Annotated in this window: 17 protein-coding genes and 1 pseudogene; 14 read left to right on the forward strand and 4 right to left on the reverse strand. The window is 67.8% G+C overall.

All coding sequences use genetic code 11. The features are described from left to right. Positions 1 to 13 precede the first annotated feature (13 nt). Both O7623_RS14350 and O7623_RS14355 read right to left on the reverse strand, forming a co-directional pair. Complete coding sequence (locus tag O7623_RS14350; protein ID WP_282229121.1) at positions 14 to 571, reverse strand: Uma2 family endonuclease; 558 nt, start codon at positions 569 to 571, stop codon at positions 14 to 16. 213 nt (positions 572 to 784) lie between these two features. Then, the gene (locus O7623_RS14355; protein WP_282229122.1) at positions 785 to 1,381 is read right to left on the reverse strand and encodes a hypothetical protein; all 597 of its coding nucleotides are present in this window, start codon (positions 1,379 to 1,381) and stop codon (positions 785 to 787) included. A gap of 159 nt (positions 1,382 to 1,540) precedes the next feature. On the opposite strand from O7623_RS14355, the gene O7623_RS14360 reads away from it, so the two are divergent. The 7 genes from O7623_RS14360 (at position 1,541) to O7623_RS14390 (ending at position 6,073) form a co-directional block, all read left to right on the forward strand. Continuing rightward, the gene (locus tag O7623_RS14360) at positions 1,541 to 2,389 is read left to right on the forward strand and encodes a helix-turn-helix transcriptional regulator (RefSeq protein ID WP_282229123.1); all 849 of its coding nucleotides are present in this window, start codon (positions 1,541 to 1,543) and stop codon (positions 2,387 to 2,389) included. Continuing rightward, on the forward strand, positions 2,386 to 2,604 hold the full coding sequence (locus O7623_RS14365) for a DUF397 domain-containing protein (RefSeq protein WP_282229124.1): 219 nt from the start codon (positions 2,386 to 2,388) through the stop codon (positions 2,602 to 2,604). Before O7623_RS14360 ends, O7623_RS14365 begins: the two co-directional genes overlap by 4 nt. A gap of 257 nt (positions 2,605 to 2,861) precedes the next feature. Beyond that, the gene (locus O7623_RS14370; RefSeq protein WP_282229125.1) at positions 2,862 to 3,551 is read left to right on the forward strand and encodes a hypothetical protein; all 690 of its coding nucleotides are present in this window, start codon (positions 2,862 to 2,864) and stop codon (positions 3,549 to 3,551) included. Positions 3,552 to 3,679: 128 nt separating this feature from the next. Then, positions 3,680 to 4,564, forward strand: a complete 885-nt coding sequence (locus tag O7623_RS14375) for a diguanylate cyclase (RefSeq protein WP_282229126.1) — start codon at positions 3,680 to 3,682, stop codon at positions 4,562 to 4,564. A gap of 176 nt (positions 4,565 to 4,740) precedes the next feature. Beyond that, positions 4,741 to 4,938, forward strand: coding sequence for a DUF397 domain-containing protein (locus O7623_RS14380; RefSeq protein ID WP_282229127.1), 198 nt, complete (start codon positions 4,741 to 4,743; stop codon positions 4,936 to 4,938). Between the two features lie 34 nt (positions 4,939 to 4,972). Then, complete coding sequence (locus O7623_RS14385) at positions 4,973 to 5,503, forward strand: HAD domain-containing protein (protein ID WP_282229128.1); 531 nt, start codon at positions 4,973 to 4,975, stop codon at positions 5,501 to 5,503. Positions 5,504 to 5,860: 357 nt separating this feature from the next. Beyond that, positions 5,861 to 6,073 (forward strand): DNA-binding protein, encoded by a 213-nt coding sequence (locus tag O7623_RS14390; protein ID WP_282229129.1) that lies wholly within the window; start codon positions 5,861 to 5,863, stop codon positions 6,071 to 6,073. Positions 6,074 to 6,632: 559 nt separating this feature from the next. On the opposite strand, the gene O7623_RS14395 is transcribed toward O7623_RS14390, so the two are convergent. Further along, on the reverse strand, positions 6,633 to 7,058 hold the full coding sequence (locus O7623_RS14395) for a hypothetical protein (RefSeq protein WP_282229130.1): 426 nt from the start codon (positions 7,056 to 7,058) through the stop codon (positions 6,633 to 6,635). Positions 7,059 to 7,131: 73 nt separating this feature from the next. Here O7623_RS14395 and O7623_RS14400 point away from each other — a divergent pair, with 73 nt between their 5' ends. The 7 genes and pseudogenes from O7623_RS14400 (at position 7,132) to katG (ending at position 15,213) form a co-directional block, all read left to right on the forward strand. Then, the gene (locus tag O7623_RS14400) at positions 7,132 to 7,806 is read left to right on the forward strand and encodes a nucleotidyltransferase domain-containing protein (RefSeq protein ID WP_282229131.1); all 675 of its coding nucleotides are present in this window, start codon (positions 7,132 to 7,134) and stop codon (positions 7,804 to 7,806) included. Further along, positions 7,803 to 8,561: a nucleotidyltransferase domain-containing protein gene (locus O7623_RS14405; RefSeq protein ID WP_282229132.1), complete on the forward strand. Its 759-nt coding sequence runs from the start codon at positions 7,803 to 7,805 to the stop codon at positions 8,559 to 8,561. Before O7623_RS14400 ends, O7623_RS14405 begins: the two co-directional genes overlap by 4 nt. Position 8,562: 1 nt before the next feature. Next, a complete protein-coding gene (locus O7623_RS14410; protein WP_282229133.1) occupies positions 8,563 to 9,459 on the forward strand; it encodes an ADP-ribosylglycohydrolase family protein in 897 nt (298 codons plus the stop codon). Positions 9,460 to 10,050: 591 nt separating this feature from the next. Next, positions 10,051 to 11,157, forward strand: a pseudogene (locus O7623_RS14415) (endo-1,4-beta-xylanase); the annotation flags it as partial. 213 nt (positions 11,158 to 11,370) lie between these two features. Next, a complete protein-coding gene (locus tag O7623_RS14420; RefSeq protein WP_282229413.1) occupies positions 11,371 to 12,297 on the forward strand; it encodes a dienelactone hydrolase family protein in 927 nt (308 codons plus the stop codon). A 190-nt stretch (positions 12,298 to 12,487) separates the two neighbouring features. Beyond that, the gene (locus O7623_RS14425; RefSeq protein ID WP_282229134.1) at positions 12,488 to 12,943 is read left to right on the forward strand and encodes a Fur family transcriptional regulator; all 456 of its coding nucleotides are present in this window, start codon (positions 12,488 to 12,490) and stop codon (positions 12,941 to 12,943) included. Then, positions 12,940 to 15,213, forward strand: a complete 2,274-nt coding sequence (katG, locus tag O7623_RS14430; RefSeq protein WP_282229135.1) for a catalase/peroxidase HPI — start codon at positions 12,940 to 12,942, stop codon at positions 15,211 to 15,213. The genes O7623_RS14425 and katG overlap by 4 nt, the downstream gene beginning before the upstream one ends. 76 nt (positions 15,214 to 15,289) lie before the next feature. Here katG and O7623_RS14435 read toward each other — a convergent pair whose 3' ends face one another. Then, on the reverse strand, positions 15,290 to 16,915 hold the full coding sequence (locus O7623_RS14435; protein ID WP_282229136.1) for an FAD-dependent oxidoreductase: 1,626 nt from the start codon (positions 16,913 to 16,915) through the stop codon (positions 15,290 to 15,292). Positions 16,916 to 17,138 lie beyond the last annotated feature (223 nt).

Consider the following 17,138-nt stretch of genomic DNA (forward strand, 5'->3'; position numbering starts at 1 on the left):
TCCATGGTCTGCGCTACCCGTCGAGCAGTGCGCCGGAGTCGATGCGGAACGGGAACGGCCGCTCGGCGGTCAGCACCTCGCCTTTTGTCGCGGTCGTGTGCTCGACGTAGTGCTCACCGTCGAGTCGGAACAGCCGCAGGGTGACAGCGGAGAAGGCAGGTAGCTCCGGCTCCACCAGCAGGTACCACCCGATCCGCGCGGCGGCGTAGAACTGCATCTTGAGCAGCCGGTCGGTGGCGGCGTTGCTCGGCGAGGTGATCTCGCAGATCAGCACCACCTCAGCCGCATCGGTCACGGCCCCGTCCCGGCTGGTGTCGGCCACGACGAGGTCCGGGATGACGATCCGGTCGGGGCGCAACCGGACGTTGATCGCCTCGTACGCGGCCAGGCCGACCGCCCGGGCCGCCGGGTACAGCGCCGACATCAGCAGGAACGACAGCTGCTGATGCGGCTTGCTCGGGGCCGGACTGACCCACAGACCTCCGTCGATCAGCTCGATACGGTTGGGAGTCTCACCGAGGGCGAGGTACTCCTCTTCGCTCCACGGCCCCACGTGATCAAGGACGGCCATCACCGGCGGACTCACCTCCAGGCTGATGTCCCCGCCACTCTGCCATCTGCCGTTCCGGGGCGGCGGTGGTGGCGGTGATCCCGCCCCAACGGTCGCGGCAGACGTACGCGAGGTCGGCGTGTATCCACCTGCCGTCGTTGTCGCGCAGCACCGGTCGGCCGCAGTGCCGGCACGGCGCGACCCTCGGGTACGGCGGTGTGGCGGGTGCGCCGGTCACGGCAGTACGCCATCAGCGTCGCCGGTGCTGTCGGCGTCACCGTCGCCCCAGCAGAGTCCGCCGAGTCCGGCCGCCCGGTGGAACCCCGGGTGGTGTCGGACCTCCGCGCACACCTCACCGTCCGGACCGTGTACGCCGCAGAACAACGGCTCGTTGAAGTTCCACGCCTCCGCCCGCGACAGCAACGGCGCGTGCTCACCCAGCTCCGGGCACAGGATGGTGAGCCCATCGGCGTACGCGACGGCCTGCTCGCGGGCGGTGTCGAAGTCGACGGCGGCGAACGTCAGGTGCAGCGTGTACCGACCACGCCGGTCGTACCGTAGCCAGTCCGGCAGGTTGCCGATCCCGCCCGGACCGTCGCCGCTGCCGTTGGTCTGCGCCGCCGGGCGGCGGCGCTCACGCTCGTTGAGGTAGCGGTTGACCAGCGCTTCGGCGTGCCCGGCCGGCCCAACCCCGGGTCCGAGGGCGTGGGTCACGGCGGCCCGCGCCGGTTCGGACAGGTCAGCCCGATCGAGTACGGCGAACAGGTCCCGGTTGCGCTCGGTCGGATCGAGGGTCGGGTCGGTCCAGCGTGCTGAACGGTTGTCGGTCACGGACACACCTCCCGGTCGTAGCGGCTAACGCCGACATCGATACGATGCCATCGCACTGACCAAACTGCAATGTGCAGTTTCGGAGTTGAAGATCCATCTGTGCTTGCCGAGAACGGCAGCCCTCAGGTTGGATGACTCAGGACCAGCAGGGAGGCCGCGATGACGAAACGGTTCAGCCCGACCGTGCGGCGACGCAGACTCGCCAGCGAGATGCGCCGCTACCGCGAAGCCGCCGGCCTCACCCTCGAACAGGCAGCACGACACCTCGACAGCTCACACTCCCGGCTGTCGCGCATCGAGACCTCCCAGGTCGGCATTCGACCACCCGACCTACGCGTCCTGCTCGAACTCTACGAAGTGCCACCAGACGCCCGCGAAGTCATGATCACGCTCTGCCGCGAGTCCCGACAACGCGGCTGGTGGCACGGGTACGGCAACGCCGTGCCCGAATGGTTCCAGTTCTACGTCGGACTGGAGTCCGAAGCCGCCGGCCTCGCCATCTACGAGTCCCAGTTCATCCACGGGCTACTCCAGACAGAGCAGTACGCCCGAGCCGTACTCCACGCAGCCGTGAACCCACTCCCACCCAACGAGCTGGAACGCAAGGTACAGCTCCGCATGGACCGCCAGACCCTGCTCACCGAGAACGGGCTACGGATGCGCGTCGTGCTCGACGAAGCCGTCCTGCGACGCCCCATCGGCGGACCTGCCACCCTGCGCAACCAGCTACAGCATCTGCTGGAGGTCACCGACCTGCCGAACGTCTCACTCCAGGTGCTGCCGCTGGCAGCCGGCGCGTCGGTGCTCAACTCGTTCACGATCATCGACTTCCCGGACCCCGCCGACCAGGCTGTCATCTTCGTCGAGAGCCTGACCGGCGCCCTGTACCTGGAGAAGCCGGAGGAGATCCGGGACTATACGCTGAAGTTCGACTACCTACGGGCGGAAGCACGAGACCCGGCGCAGTCGACACAGACGATCGCCGAGTTGGTGAAGGAGCTGACATGAGCTACGTCGGGCACGCCACGGACCTGCCGCACGCCCGGTGGCGCAAGAGCAGCTACAGCGGCGACAACGGCGGCTCCTGCGTCGAAGTAGCCTCGCTGGCCGGCGGCACGATCGGCGTACGCGACTCCAAGGACCCGCACGGCCCGGTGCTCCTCTTCCCCGCCTCCACCTGGACCGCCTTCCTCACCTTCCTGCCAAGCCATGGCGTGCGCTAGGCGATCGGCTAGTTCGGCAGCTCGTGCCACTTGCAACTACATGTCGATCTTGGAACCAGAACATCCCCTCCATATAACAACCCGCACCAACCCACACAGATCAGCACTCTCCGTTAATCAGTAACCACCCTAAGTCAGGTAGTCATCGCAACCCACCGCGCCGCACGTAGGACGCCCTGCTTACACCTCGGCCGTTTGCGGCTGGGCACTAGACTAGTTAAATTGAAGCAATCGGATACGGCGCAGCACGGAGTGGGATGTTCAATCAGTCAATCAGAGCAGCAGAACTTGCCAGCGGCGCAGGTCAATCCGCAATCGTTACCGTGGTCATTGCAGCTATCAGCTCCGGCATTGTAGCCACTCTGATCAACACGATAACGGGTAACCTCAAAGCGAGTGCCGACTATCGAAGGGATCGCTATGCGGAAGCCATTCGATACCTCGTGGCATGGAGCGAGTATCCGTACCGAATCCGTCGGCGCACTGACGACGAACCGGCAACCCTCGCCGCGCTTGCAGAACGAGGACACGCTCTCCAAGAACAACGAGCAGCGATCGCCGCATGGATTGCAAGTGAAAGCCGGGTTGCGAAGTTGGTCTTCGACGACTGCACAAGGGAGATTTCCACCTTTGTGGGACCCGCTTGCGCGATGGCTTGGCGATCTGCGCCCATAACCGCAGCGTCTGACATGGTTCTCGGAAAATCCGCCCAACCCGAAAGCCAGATCGCTATTCAGCGGATGGAACACATGATTAGACACCGCTTCGGACTCTATCGCCTCATGTGGAGAACATGGGTATTAAAACGGATAGAAAAGGGCATCAAAACAGAAGATGACGATCTGCGTACTTCTGCAGAGAATCTGTTCAGCCGGAGTGGACCAGCTTCCACAAAAAGGGATAGCAAGCGTCATCAGAAAGACGGCAGACAGGAAGTGCGCCCGTGATCCCCTCTGGGCGTGGCAGAATTCACGCTCTAGCCGAACTCTCTCAGCACGACGAGCCTTACCGAATTCTGGTGGCGGACCCATCCAACTCGCACCAAGTCCTCGAATCAACTTTAAATGATTTCGAGATGTCGTCCAAACGATTCGTAGACGCAAAGGCAATTACACATCACCTGTCACGCAACCGAGTTGATGTTCTTGTATTTGCTGGACCAGCAAAATCTATTCAATCAGCTGCAATCGCTGCGCGCGACGCCCTTGGATCGAAGAGAGTCGCGATCGTTGCGATAGGCGACGAGTGCTTGCCGGAGCTGATCGAGCAGTCCGGACTACCAGTCGACCTACAAATAGAAACGCAAACAGAGATAGAAGAATGCGCCGCACGAGTGGCGGCTTTGGCTCGCAGGTCGAGGCTCCTTTTTGAGACATCCCCGGATACAGGTCTCCCTGGCCACACTTGGATGATCAAGAGAATCGCATCGAACATCGAGTCATCGACGGATTTTGCGCTGACCTATATAGACATTGACCGACTCAAGTCGGTCGTTGACACGTATGGGTTTGCGCGCGGTGGAGAATTCATTAAGTGCCTTGCGTCTTCCCTCCAGGAATCGGCTGCAAGGATCGGATCTCCGACACCAATCGTTAGCCACATCGGAGGGGACGACTTCTTAGTACTCTGCGCACCCAGCCAGGTCCGAACCCTACTCGAGACAGCAATTATCGCCTTCGAATTGGCCGCCGATGCACTCTATGACCCAGTTGCACAGAAACGCGGCTACCTTGAGGTAAACCAACGCCATCGAGGATGGCGAGACAACATTAGCAAGGCCGCCCTAGTAACTGTATCAGCAGGAGTTGCAGTATCGGACCAACGACGCAGATTTACCTCAGTTCGAGACGCCATAAAGAGGGCATCAGAGATGGAGCAGGTAGCCAAATCTCAACCCGGGTCCTTCATCGCCGCATCGAGCACGATCACGGAAATCTCATCACCGGCACTTTCAGCTTAGTTTACCGAGCTCAACCAAGGGTACAATTTTGTTTGGGTTCAGATCGTCAAGCTTTTGTTGTGCGAACAATCATCCTATTCCCAGGATGCAGCTAGACAGCACATCTATTGCTTGACTCACCAAACTCTCGTACCATTAAACATCTATCCGGTAACTACAGTCGACCAGAGGCACGGATGACCGCACCAGACCTGTCCCGAGCCGATTGGCGCAAGAGCAGCCGCAGCAGCGCCAGTGGCTCGAACTGCGTCGAGGTGGCCACGCTGGCCGGGGGCACGATTGGCGTACGCGACTCCAAGGACCCACACGGCCCAGCGCTCCTCTTCCCCACCGACGCCTGGACGGCGTTCGTCACCACGGTGTCCAGCCGCTGACCCGACTGGCCTACCTCTCCGACGACCGACACCCGTGCCTGCTGACCGCCCCTACGTCTTCCTCGACGTCGACGGCGTACTGATCCCCTTCGCAGCTCGTGCCACTGGCCGCTCACCTTCGCCCCACGTTGCAGCTGACGTCGAGGCCATCGGTAATCCGCTGCTGAAGCGGCTCGATCCGGAGAACGGACGCCGGCTGCTGGCGCTCGATTGTCAGCTGGTCTGGGCGACCACGTGGATGGCCGAGGCGAACGACGTCGTCGCGCCGCTGCTCGGCCTGCCGGAGCTGCCGGTCGTCCCGTGGCCGGAATCCGACGACGAGCCCCCGCGCGGCGTGCACTGGAAGACGGCGTTCCTCACCACGTGGGCGGCCGGACGCACCTTCGTCTGGCTCGACGACGAGATCTCCGACCGGGACCGGCACTGGGTGTCCGAACACCACCCAGGCAGGGCGCTGCTGCACCGCGTCGACCCACGTGTCGGCCTCACCGACGCCGACTTCTCCACCGTCCGCCAGTGGCTCGCAGCGGACGGCGGCAAAGCCATCTCTCCCCCAGTGCCATGATCAGTTGATGTCCTGCCGGACGACACGCCGGCAATCTCCAGGCAGGACATCAACTGATCATGGTGAGTCGCGGCCGGTAGCCACCCTGCCTGATCCCGCGAGTGCCGCGTCGAGGTGCGGGCTCGCGCCGGGCTGACCAGCTGGATGAGGTTGCCGCAGTTGTCGTCGAGGACCACGCCGACGAACGGACCCACCGGCGTGGGGGTCTGGAGAAGGTGACCCCGTCGGCCTGCAGCTCCCGGTAGGCCTCGTCGACGTCGTCCGACGCCGCCTTCTCCACCGTCCGCCAGTGGCTCGGCAATGTCACGCCGATGTGAGGCGCTCCAGCTGTGACGCCGGCCGGGTTACCGTGGCCGGATGAGCACTCGCAATCTGCCCGCCCAGGTCGGTGACCTGCCGCCGATCGGACGGCCCGCCAACAGTGCCCTGCTCGCAGCCGGCGTCACCACCCTCGCCCAGGTCGCCACGTACCGCCGCGACGACCTGCTGGCCATGCACGGGATCGGCCCGAAGGCCGTCGGCATCCTCGCCACCGCGCTGGCCGAACGCGGCCTCACCTTCGCCGACTGACGCACGAGGTGCCGGATGACCTCGCCGGACGGTGTCCACCTCTCACACCGCCAGCCCGCGTCGGCACTCGTACGCGAGGCCACGCTCGCCGATGTCGGCCAACTGACCGAGGTGCACACGCTGCCCGCACCGCCTACTACACGGCGGCAGGTGGGCTCGACCCGGCCGACCCGTCGCTGTCGTCCCCGGAGGCGTACGCCGAACGCCGTGCCGTCTGGTCTAACGCGGTCACCTCGCCGGAACTGTTCACCGTCGCCGCCGTCCTCGACCGCCGGATCGTCGGCTGCGCCGCGATGGGACCCGCCGCCGCCGGTCACGTCGACGGGGCCCACGTCGGTCAGCTGTACCAAATCCACGTGCTCCCCGACCGCTGAGGCCGAGGGATCGGTGGGCTGCTGCACGACGCGTTCCTCGCGTACCTGCGGCGAACCGGTCGGCCCGGCGGGGTGCTGGAGGCGTGGGAACGCAACGATCGTGGCCAGCACTTCTACACCGCTCGGGGCTGGCAGGCCGACGGCCACAGCCGCCCCGGCCCGGGCGACACCCGCTACCGCTATTTTCAGCTCACGCAGTGACGGTTGGCGATGAACTCGGCCCAGTACTCGGGGGTCTCGTGGTAGACGATGTCGAAGCCGACGATCCACATCCGTGGTTCACGCTCCCCGGGTTCGGCCTCGGACCACTGCCGGTTGACCACCGCCACCGCCGCGTCCCGCGACAACCCGTACCGGGAGACCATCAGGTCCGCGATCTCCTCGCAGAAGGCGAGAGCCTCCGCGTCACCGGCGCACGGGAACTCGCCGTACGAGCGCAGCACCGACTCGTGCACCAGATACTCGACGTCGAAGGCCTCGCCGTCGACCCAGGACCGCGCCGGGCGGGTACGGGGCCGCTCGGCCAGACCTGCCTCAGTCAGCCGGTACTCGCGCAGGAAACGGTCGAGATACGGCCGAGGGCCGACCGCCACCCAGGATGAAACCGCCATCGACCCATCCTCGCCCGGTCGAGCAAACCCAGGTCCGCCGGGGCATCACCTGGCCAGGAGTAATGTGCCGGGCGTGAGCGAGCTCGTCGAACGGCACACCGTCCTCGCCGTCGTCGTCGGATCCCGGGCGTACGGGCTGCACGGGCCGGACTCCGACTACGACCGGCGCGGCGTGTACGTGGCCCCGACCCGGCTCTTCTGGCAGCTGGACAAGCCGCCCACCCACCTCGACGGGCCGGCGCCGGAGCAGTTCTCCTGGGAGTTCGAACGCTTCTGCACCCTGGCGCTGCAAGGTAATCCGACCGTCCTGGAGGTGCTCTGGTCGCCGCTGATCGAGACGCTGCACGAGGATGGCGAGCAGCTGCGGGCCGCCCGGCAGGCGTTCCTGTCGACGCGGCTGGCCCAGACGTACGGCGGGTACGCCCGCGACCAGCTCGACCGGGTGGCGGCCCGCCGGGAACGCACCGGCGAGACCAACCACAAGCAGGCGATGCACATGATCCGGCTGCTGACCGCCGGTACGCACGTGCTGCGGACCGGCGAGGTCCTGGTCGACGTGGGACCGCTGCGGGACCGGCTACTCGCGGTCCGGCGCGGCGAGCTGCCGTGGGCGGCGGTCACCGCGTGGGCTGCGGACCTGCTGGTCGAGCTCGACGACGCGGCGGCCGGCACCGTACTGCCGGAGCAACCCGACCGGGCCGCCGTCGACCGGCTGCTCATCGGCGTACGGGAAAGGAACCTCGGGTGACCGTCGACGTGCCGCCGTGGGCGGCCGAGGTCGCCCACGCGCTGCCCCGCCCACTGCTGTTCGCCACCGTCAGCGGAGCCCACCTGTACGGGTTCGCCTCCGTCGACTCCGACCTCGACCTGCGTGCCGCGCATCTGCTCGCGCCGGCCGAGGTGGTCGGGTTACGCGTCGGCCCGCAGACGTTGCAACATCATGGGGTACGCGACGGAGTCGAGCTGGACGTGGTGAGCCACGATCTGCTCAAGTTCGCCAAGCTGCTCAACAGCCGCAACGGGTACGTGCTGGAGCAGGTGCTGTCGCCGCTGGTGCTGGTGACCACACCGGTGCATGCCGAGCTCGTCGACCTGGCCCGGCGGTTGATCACCCGGCACCACGCGCACCACTACCTGGGCTTCGCCGCAACCCAGGAGAAGCTCTACGCCAAAACGGGACTGCTCAAACCGGCTCTGTACACGCTGCGGGTACTGCTCACCGGGATCCAGCTGATGCGCACCGGCCGGTTGGAGACCGACCTCGGCGTGCTCGGGACCCATCTGGCGTACGTGCCGGACCTGATCGCCGCCAAGCGGGCGGCCGAGCGGGCCGCGCTTCCGGCGGATGCCGCGCGGCAACTGGCCCGGGACCTGCCACGGCTGCGTGCCGAGTTGGAGTCGGCCCGGGATGCTTCCGGGTTGCCGGACCGCGCCGACTCAGGCGCGGTGGACGCCTTGCACGACCTGGTGGTCCGCACCCGGCTGGGCTATGTTCCACAGTGACATGACGTCGATCGACCTCTGCTACGACAGTCTTGACGGGCTTTCCGTCGGTGATGCCCTCGGCGCCCAGTTCTTCGTCCCCGGCAGCAGCCTTGCCGCGTTGCTCGACGGGGATCCGCCGGCCGGGCCGTGGCCGTGGACCGACGACACCGAGATGGCCTGCTCGATCGTCGCCGAGTTGCGGGAGCACGACGGCATCGACCAGGACCGCTTGGCGGCCCGGTTCGCCGAGCACTTCGAGCCGTACCGAGGCTACGGTGCCGGCGCGGTGGTCCTGCTACGCCAGATCCGGCAGGGCATCCCCTGGCGGGACGCGGCCGGCGCGGCGTTCGACGGTCAGGGGTCGATGGGCAACGGTGCGGCGATGCGGGTCGCCCCGCTCGGCGCCTTCCACGCCGGCGACAACCGTACCGCCGCTCTGCAGGCCTGGCGTTCGGCGGAGGTCACCCACGCCCATCCCGACGCCGTCCTGGGCGCGGTCGCGGTCGCCGTCGCGGCGGCGGAAGCCGGCTGGTCCCGGCTGACCCGGTCGCGGCCCGAACCCGCCGAGTTGCTCGATGTAGTGCTGGCCCACCTGATCGACGGCCGACTGCACGCAGCGATCGTCCGGGCCAGACGGTTGCTGGGGGTCGACGTCGCCGAGGCGGCGTACGAGTTGGGCAACGGGTCGCAGGTGCTGGCCTTCGACACCGTTCCGTTCGCGCTGTGGGTCGCCGCGACCCGACTCGACGACTACCCGGCGGCGATCCACGCCTGCATCGAGGCCGGCGGTGACGTCGACACGACCGCAGCGATCGTCGGGGGCGTCGTGGCCGCGTACACCGGCTCCGGACCGGGCGGGATCCCGGCGCAGTGGCTGGCCCGCCGCGAGCCGCTCCCCGACCGCGTACGCCGATAGTCCGTTGCCTGCTCGCGTCGGCACGAGAGTGCCGTCACGGCGGCGTACCCAGAGTCCTTCGTCGTCCTGGCCGAACCGGACTGTTCGACGATCACGATGCCCGGTCAAGCCGCTCCTGCTCCATCGAGAGCTTGATACCGCAACTCTTCCGGAAGTCTGTCATTTCTCCACTGTGGGCGACGAAGGGCAGTCCGCCGGTACCGTCAACATAGACAACGCGTCTGCCAGGAGAAATGCGGACTTCTCCCTCCGTCACCCGGCCTGACGCCATCGGGATCCCCCGAACAACTTCCGGAAGTTGACCGGAAGTTATTGACGTCGAGCGGTGTTATCGCTCACAGTCTATGGATGCAGGGAGGGCAGACACCCCTGCAACCTGGTCGTCCACCAGGAGCCGGGCACGCACCGCCACGTCACCCATCCGCGCGCTAACGCTCACACGCGCGGCGACCTGTGCAGCTTCCGTCCACCCGGGGCCGCAGCGCGGTTCGACGCTGCCTGTCTATCGACAGCTGGACCGCAGACACGACCCCGGACAACGCCTCAGCAGGCGCTTCCTCACCTCTGTCAGAAGGGAAGGTCATGTATCGCATGGCAGGACCCACCGGACGCCGGTTGGCGTTCGGGCTGTCGGCAGGTGCGGCTGTGCTCGTCGCAGCCGCCACCGCGTTGATAGCGACCACACCGGCACACGCCGACGAGGCCACGCTCGGGGCGGCCGCCGCCCAGTCGGGCCGGTACTTCGGTGCCGCGGTCGCGGCGAACAAGCTCGGTGATTCGACGTACGTGAACATCCTGAACCGGGAGTTCAACAGCGTCACCGCCGAGAACGAGATGAAGATCAACGCGACCGAGCCGCAGCAGGGCCGGTTCGATTTCAGTAGTGGGGACCGGATCGTCAACCACGCGATCTCGCGGGGGATGGCGGTACGCGGTCACACGTTGGCCTGGCACTCGCAGCAGCCGGCCTGGATGGAGCAGATGGAGGGCTCCGCGCTGCGGCAGGCGATGCTCAACCACGTCACGCAGGTCGCCTCCTACTACCGGGGGAAGATCCACTCGTGGGACGTGGTGAACGAGGCGTTCGACGACGGCAACTCCGGTGCCCGGCGCAACTCGAACCTGCAGCGCACCGGTAACGACTGGATCGAGGCGGCGTTCCGGGCCGCCCGCGCGGCGGACCCGGGCGCGAAGCTGTGTTACAACGACTACAACATCGACAACTGGTCGTGGGCGAAGACGCAGGCGGCGTACAACCTGGTGCGCGACTTCAAGCAGCGCGGGGTGCCGATCGACTGTGTGGGTCTGCAGTCGCACTTCAACGCGCAGTCGCCGTACCCGTCGAACTACCGCACGACGCTGTCGAGCTTCGCCGCCCTCGGGGTGGACGTGCAGATCACCGAACTCGACATCGAGGGTTCCGGCACCGCCCAGGCCAACGCGTACCGGGGTGTGGTCAACGACTGTCTGGCGATCGCCCGCTGCACCGGGATCACGGTGTGGGGCATCCGGGACAGCGACTCGTGGCGGTCCTACGGCACGCCGCTGCTGTTCGACAACAACGGCAACAAGAAGCCCGCGTACGACGCCACCCTCAGCGCACTCAACGCCGGCGGCACGCCGGTCAGCCCGTCGCCGTCGGTCTCGCCGACCGCCGGCCCGTCGCCCAGCGTCAGCCCGTCGCCCAGCACACCGCCGGTCGGCAACCCGCACCAGCGCGGCCCGGACCCCACCCGTGACAGCGTGGCGGCCAACCGAGGCACCTTCGCCACCGCGGAGATGAGCGTCTCCCCCGGCAACGGCTTCAACGGCGGATCGATCTACTACCCGACCGACACCAGTCAGGGCACCTTCGGCGCGGTCGCGATCGTGCCCGGCTACACCGCGCGGTTCGAGGTCGAGGAAGCCTGGATGGGCCACTGGCTGGCGTCCTTCGGTTTCGTCGTCATCGGTGTCGAGACCAACAGCACCAACGACTTCGACACCGCCCGGGGCACCCAGTTGCTCGCCGCGCTGGACTGGCTCACCCGCAGCAGTCCGGTCCGGGACCGGATCGACGCCAGCCGTCAGTCGGTGATCGGTCACTCGATGGGCGGTGGCGGGGCACTGCACGCCGCGCTCAACCGGCCCTCGCTCAAGACCACGGTCGGGCTCACCCCGTACATGCCGTCCGGGACGACGACCAACATCACGGTGCCGACGTTGATGATCGCCGGCACCAACGACACCGTGGTCACCCCCTCGTACGTCACCGGCCTGTACAACTCCCTGCCGGCCACGACGGAGCGCGCCTACATGGAGTTCGTCGGTGCCGATCACCTCTTCCCGACCCGGCCGAACAACCTCGAAATGCGGATCCTGATCCCCTGGCTGAAGACCTTCGTCGACAGCGACTCCCGTTACACCCAGTTCCTGTGCCCGTTGATGGACTCCAGCGGCATCACCGGGTACCGCAACAGCTGCCCGCTGCTGCCGGATCAGCCGGCACCCACGCCGACGATCACCCCGACGCCCGGCCCCACCACGCCGACCCCCGGCCCGACCACACCCCCGCCCAACCCGGGGACCTGCACCGCGACGATGTCACCCGGTCAGGTCTGGGGCGACCGCTACAACACCTCCGTGACGGTCACCGGCACCAACAACTGGACCGTCGTGGTGGCCATCACCCCACCGCAGCGCATCTCGGCCACCTGGAACGGCAACCCCACCTGGGACTCCAGTGGAAACATCATGACGATCCGGGCCAACGGCAACGGCAACACCTTCGGCTTCACCACCATGTTCAACGGTAATTCCTGGGCCCGGCCCCAGATCAGATCCTGTACGGCCGGATAGCCGGCACACCCCGGGCGCGGCGGACCCGGTCGGATCGTCATCGAGCGATCCGACCCGGGTCCGCCGCGTCGTCGTGTCTGTCTGCCGTGTCGATCTGCCACCTGACCTGCGGGTTCACCGTCCGGCAACGTGCCAGCGGTACGGCGTACAGAAACTTGAACGATTCCAGAAAACGGCCTATCGTTGCCGGGTGACATCCGACCTCGAGGCGCAGCTGAGGGCGGCCTCGTTGCGGGTGACCCGACCGAGGCTGGCGGTCCTCGCCGCGCTGCACGACCACCCGCACGTCGACACCGACACGGTGATCGACCTGGTGCACGCCGATCATCCGACCGTGTCCCACCAGGCGGTCTACGATGTGCTGCGGGTCCTCACCGACGCCGGCCTGGTACGCCGTATCCAGCCCGCCGGCGCGACCGCCCGCTACGAACGGCGGGTCGGGGACAACCACCACCACCTCGTCTGCCGTTCCTGCGGCGCGATCACCGACGTCGACTGCGCCGTCGGCTCCGCCCCCTGTCTCACCGCCTCCGACGACCACGGCTTCGTGGTCGACGAGGCGGAGGTCGTCTACTGGGGCATCTGCCCCGGTTGTGCGACCGAAAGCGCCACCTCGTCATCGGTCAATCCGGAAAGGAACAGATGAGCGACATGCAGGACAACGCTCCCACCAGCGCCCAGGGTGTGGAAAAGATGTCGGCGGCCGGCTGCCCGGTCGCGCACGACTCGGTGACCGCGCACGGCAGCGAGAGCGAGAACCCGGCGATCGACTCGCCGACGCCGAAGACCGGCGGTCGGCCGCGGACCAACCGGGACTGGTGGCCCAACCAGCTCGACCTGTCGGTGCTGCACGCCCACTCGCCCAAGGGCAACCCGCTCGGCCCGGACTTCAGCTACGCCGCCGAGTTCGCCAAGCTCGATGTCGAGGCTCTCAAGCGGGACATCGTCGAGGTGCTGACCACCTCGCAGGACTGGTGGCCGGCCGACTTCGGCCACTACGGCGGCCTGATGATCCGGCTGAGCTGGCACGCCGCCGGCACGTACCGGATCGAGGACGGCCGCGGCGGCGCCGGTGACGGCGGGCAGCGCTTCGCCCCGCTCAACAGCTGGCCGGACAACGCCAACCTGGACAAGGCCCGCCGGTTGCTCTGGCCGGTCAAGGCCAAGTACGGCCAGAAGATCTCCTGGGCAGACCTGCTGGTGCTCGCCGGCAACGTCGCCCTGGAGTCGATGGGCTTCAAGACCTTCGGTTTCGGCTTCGGCCGGGAGGACGTGTGGGAGCCGGAGGAGATCTTCTGGGGCCCGGAGGACACCTGGCTCGGCGACGCCCGCTACCTCTCCGAGAAGGAGATGGCGACCGGGGTCGGCGCCACCGAGATGGGTCTGATCTACGTCAACCCGGAGGGTCCGCGCGGCAACGCCGACCCCCTCGCCGCAGCGCACTTCATCCGGGAGACGTTCGCCCGGATGGCGATGAACGACGAGGAGACCGTCGCGCTGATCGCCGGCGGCCACACCTTCGGCAAGACCCACGGTGCCGGCATCGCTGACGATCACGTCGGCCCGGAGCCGGAGGGCGCGCCGCTGGAAGCACAGGGCCTGGGCTGGCTGAGCACCTACGGCACCGGTAAGGGCGCGGACACGATCACCAGCGGCCTGGAGGTCACCTGGACCGACAAGCCGACGCAGTGGAGCAACCGCTTCTTCGAGATCCTCTTCGGGTACGAGTGGGAGCTGACCACCAGCCCCGGTGGCGCCAAGCAGTGGGTCGCCAAGGACGCCGAGGCGATCATCCCGGACGCCCACGACCCGACCAAGAAGCACAAGCCGACGATGCTCACCACCGACCTGTCGCTGCGGGTCGACCCGGCGTACGAGAAGATCTCCCGCCGGTTCCTGGCCAACCCGGACGAGTTCGCGCTCGCCTTCGCGAAGGCCTGGTACAAGCTGCTGCACCGCGACATGGGACCGGTCAGCCGATTCCTCGGACCGTGGGTCCCCGAGGCTCAGCTGTGGCAGGACCCGGTGCCGGCCGTCGACCACGAGCTGGTCAGCGACGCCGACGTCACCGCCCTCAAGGCGAAGGTCCTGGACTCCGGCCTCAGCATCGACCAGCTGGTGAGCACCGCCTGGGCGTCGGCAGCCAGCTTCCGCTCCACCGACAAGCGTGGCGGTGCCAACGGCGCCCGGATCCGGCTGGAGCCGCAGCGCAACTGGGAGGTCAACCAGCCGGAGCAGCTCGCCACGGTGCTGAGCACCCTGGAAGGCATCCAGCAGGAGTTCAACGCGGCCGGCGGGGCGAAGATCTCGCTCGCCGACCTGATCGTGCTGGCCGGTTCGGCCGCCGTGGAGAAGGCGGCCCGCGACGCCGGTGTCGAGGTGACCGTGCCGTTCCACCCGGGTCGCACCGACGCCAGTCAGGAGCAGACCGACGTCGAGTCGTTCGCGGTGATGGAGCCGCGCGCCGACGGGTTCCGCAACTACCTGCGTCCCGGTGAGAAGACCCAGCCGGAGGTGCTGCTGATCGACCGGGCGTACATGCTCAGCCTGTCCGCGCCGGAGATGACCGTGCTCATCGGTGGTCTGCGCGCCCTCGGAGCGAACTTCGGCGGTGCCCGGCACGGGGTGCTCACCGACCGGCCCGGCGTGCTCACCAACGACTTCTTCACCAACCTGCTCTCCCCGGGCACCCGGTGGAAGGCGTCGACCGACGAGCACGTGTACGAGATCCGCGACCTGGCCACCGACGAGGTGAAGTGGACCGCGACCGCGGTCGACCTGATCTTCGGCTCGAACTCGCAGCTGCGTGCCCTCTCCGAGGTCTACGCCAGCAGCGACGCCCGGGAGAAGTTCGTCACCGACTTCGTCGCCGCCTGGGTCAAGGTCATGGAGCTGGACCGCTTCGACCTGGCCTGATCCTGCACATCTGCCAGCCGTCGCCCCGCCGACCGGGTTACCCGGTCGGCGGGGCGACGGCCGTTGCGACGCCGGTTCACCGGGGACACCAACGGTTGGCGTACCCGTCGACAGAACCACAGGAGCCGATCCCCTGCGGATAGGTGAAAAAGTCCGTCGGGTCGTACTTGCGCTTGACCTCGACCAGCCGCTGGTAGTTGTCGCCGTAGTAGGCGCGCCGCCAGTCGGCCAGGTCCGGGTCCGGGAAGTTCTGGTACGCACCATGCGGCGGCTGCCCGGCGAGCAGCGCGTCGTACAGCGCGGTCAGCCAGCTGACGCTGGCCACCTCGGTCGCCGGCGGGTCGTCGTCGGCCCAGCTGGCCTCGGTGGCCATGATGAACAGGGCGTCGCGGTGCACGAACGCGGTGGCGTCCGGCGGTACGTCGTTGATCCGCCCGCCCATGCAGAACAGCGCCACCCCGGCACCGTCGGGGTTGCGGCTGCCCGGCCACTGCCGCAGCCCGGCCACCAGGGTCGCCAACCGGGCATCGTCCAGCGGGGCGCGCAGCACCGCCGACTTGGCCGCGAACTGCTGCACCGGGGTGGTCGCCGACAGCAGCTCCGCCGCCTGGGCCGGGGTGACCTGCCGGATGCTGGCCCGGTTGGCGGCGCGTTCGGCCGGGGTGCCGATCGCCAACGCCGGGGCGAGGATCGCGGCCAGTTCGTCGGCGTACCCGTAGAACTGGCCGAGCGCGTCGGCGTAGACCTGGCGATCACCGGCCGCGTCGAGGGTCACCCCGGCGCCGATCCGGCAGTCGAAGCGCCGATCGGCGATCCGGGCGGCGGCGACGTGCTGCATCGCCGCCAGCGCCGCCGCCATGCTGTCGGCACCCCAGCGGAGCTGGAAGTACGCGACCTCGCCCTGCAACCGCACGTACCGGAAGGTGAAGGCGGTGTTGACACCGAAGTTGTTGCCGGCCCCGCCCCGGCAGGCCCAGAACAGGTCCGGGTCGGTCTTCTCGTCGCAGGTCGTCGTCGTGCCGTCGGCCAGCACCACGGCCGTGGCCGCCAGCCGGTCGCAGGTCAGTCCGAACATCTTGTCGCTGAACCCGATGCCGCCGCCGAGGACCAGCCCGGCCACCCCGACCGTCGGGCAGCGGCCGGCCGGTACGAAGATCCCCTGCTGTTGCAGCAGTGGACGCAGGTCGGCGTTGACGACGCCGGCCGCCACGGTCAGCAGTCCGGCGTCCGGGGTGACCTCGATCGGGCCGTACCGCTGCGGTGGTGCCGGCGCCGGATTCGGTGCCACGGCGATGTCGCGCAGCCGGCTCGCCACCAGCAGCAGGCCGGGGGTGGTCGAGTAGCCGGCGTAGTTGTGGCCGAGGCTCGACCGGGGTACCAGCGGCATGCCGACGTCGCGGGCCCAGTTGACGGCCACCGCGACGTCGTCCGGGGTGCCGGCCGCCAGGATCGCCGCCGGCCGGACGTTGGCGTACCGGTGGTTGAACGGGATGCTCAGCGCCTCGTAGCTCGCCCCGCCCCGCCGGTAGAGGGTCGCGGCCGGCGACAGCCGCCGCTGCAGCGCATCCCACTGCGCCTCCGGTAGATCGTGCAGTGCCGGGTCCAACGGGGCCGGTACGGCCCCGGCGGGCCGCCCGAGCAGCCCGACCGTCGGGACCAGTCCGGCCACCGCACCGGCCCGTAACGCAGTCCGTCTGCTCACCATCGTCTGTGCTCCCCCGCTGGCATCATCCGGCTCGGGCGGCTCCTGCCGCCCCGGCCACCGCACCGACCCTGCCACCGGTCAGCTGTCCCGCCCGCCCCGCAGACAACAGGTCACCCGTCCGGGGGTAACTGTGACCGGTCGTCGCGGCGGGTGGAGGGTGGTGCACCCTAGCTGGCGCGGTAGGGTGCACCACCTTCCACCCGCCGCGACGGCGGGACCC

This window comes from Solwaraspora sp. WMMD791 (genome assembly GCF_029581195.1).
Lineage (GTDB): Bacteria > Actinomycetota > Actinomycetes > Mycobacteriales > Micromonosporaceae > Micromonospora_E.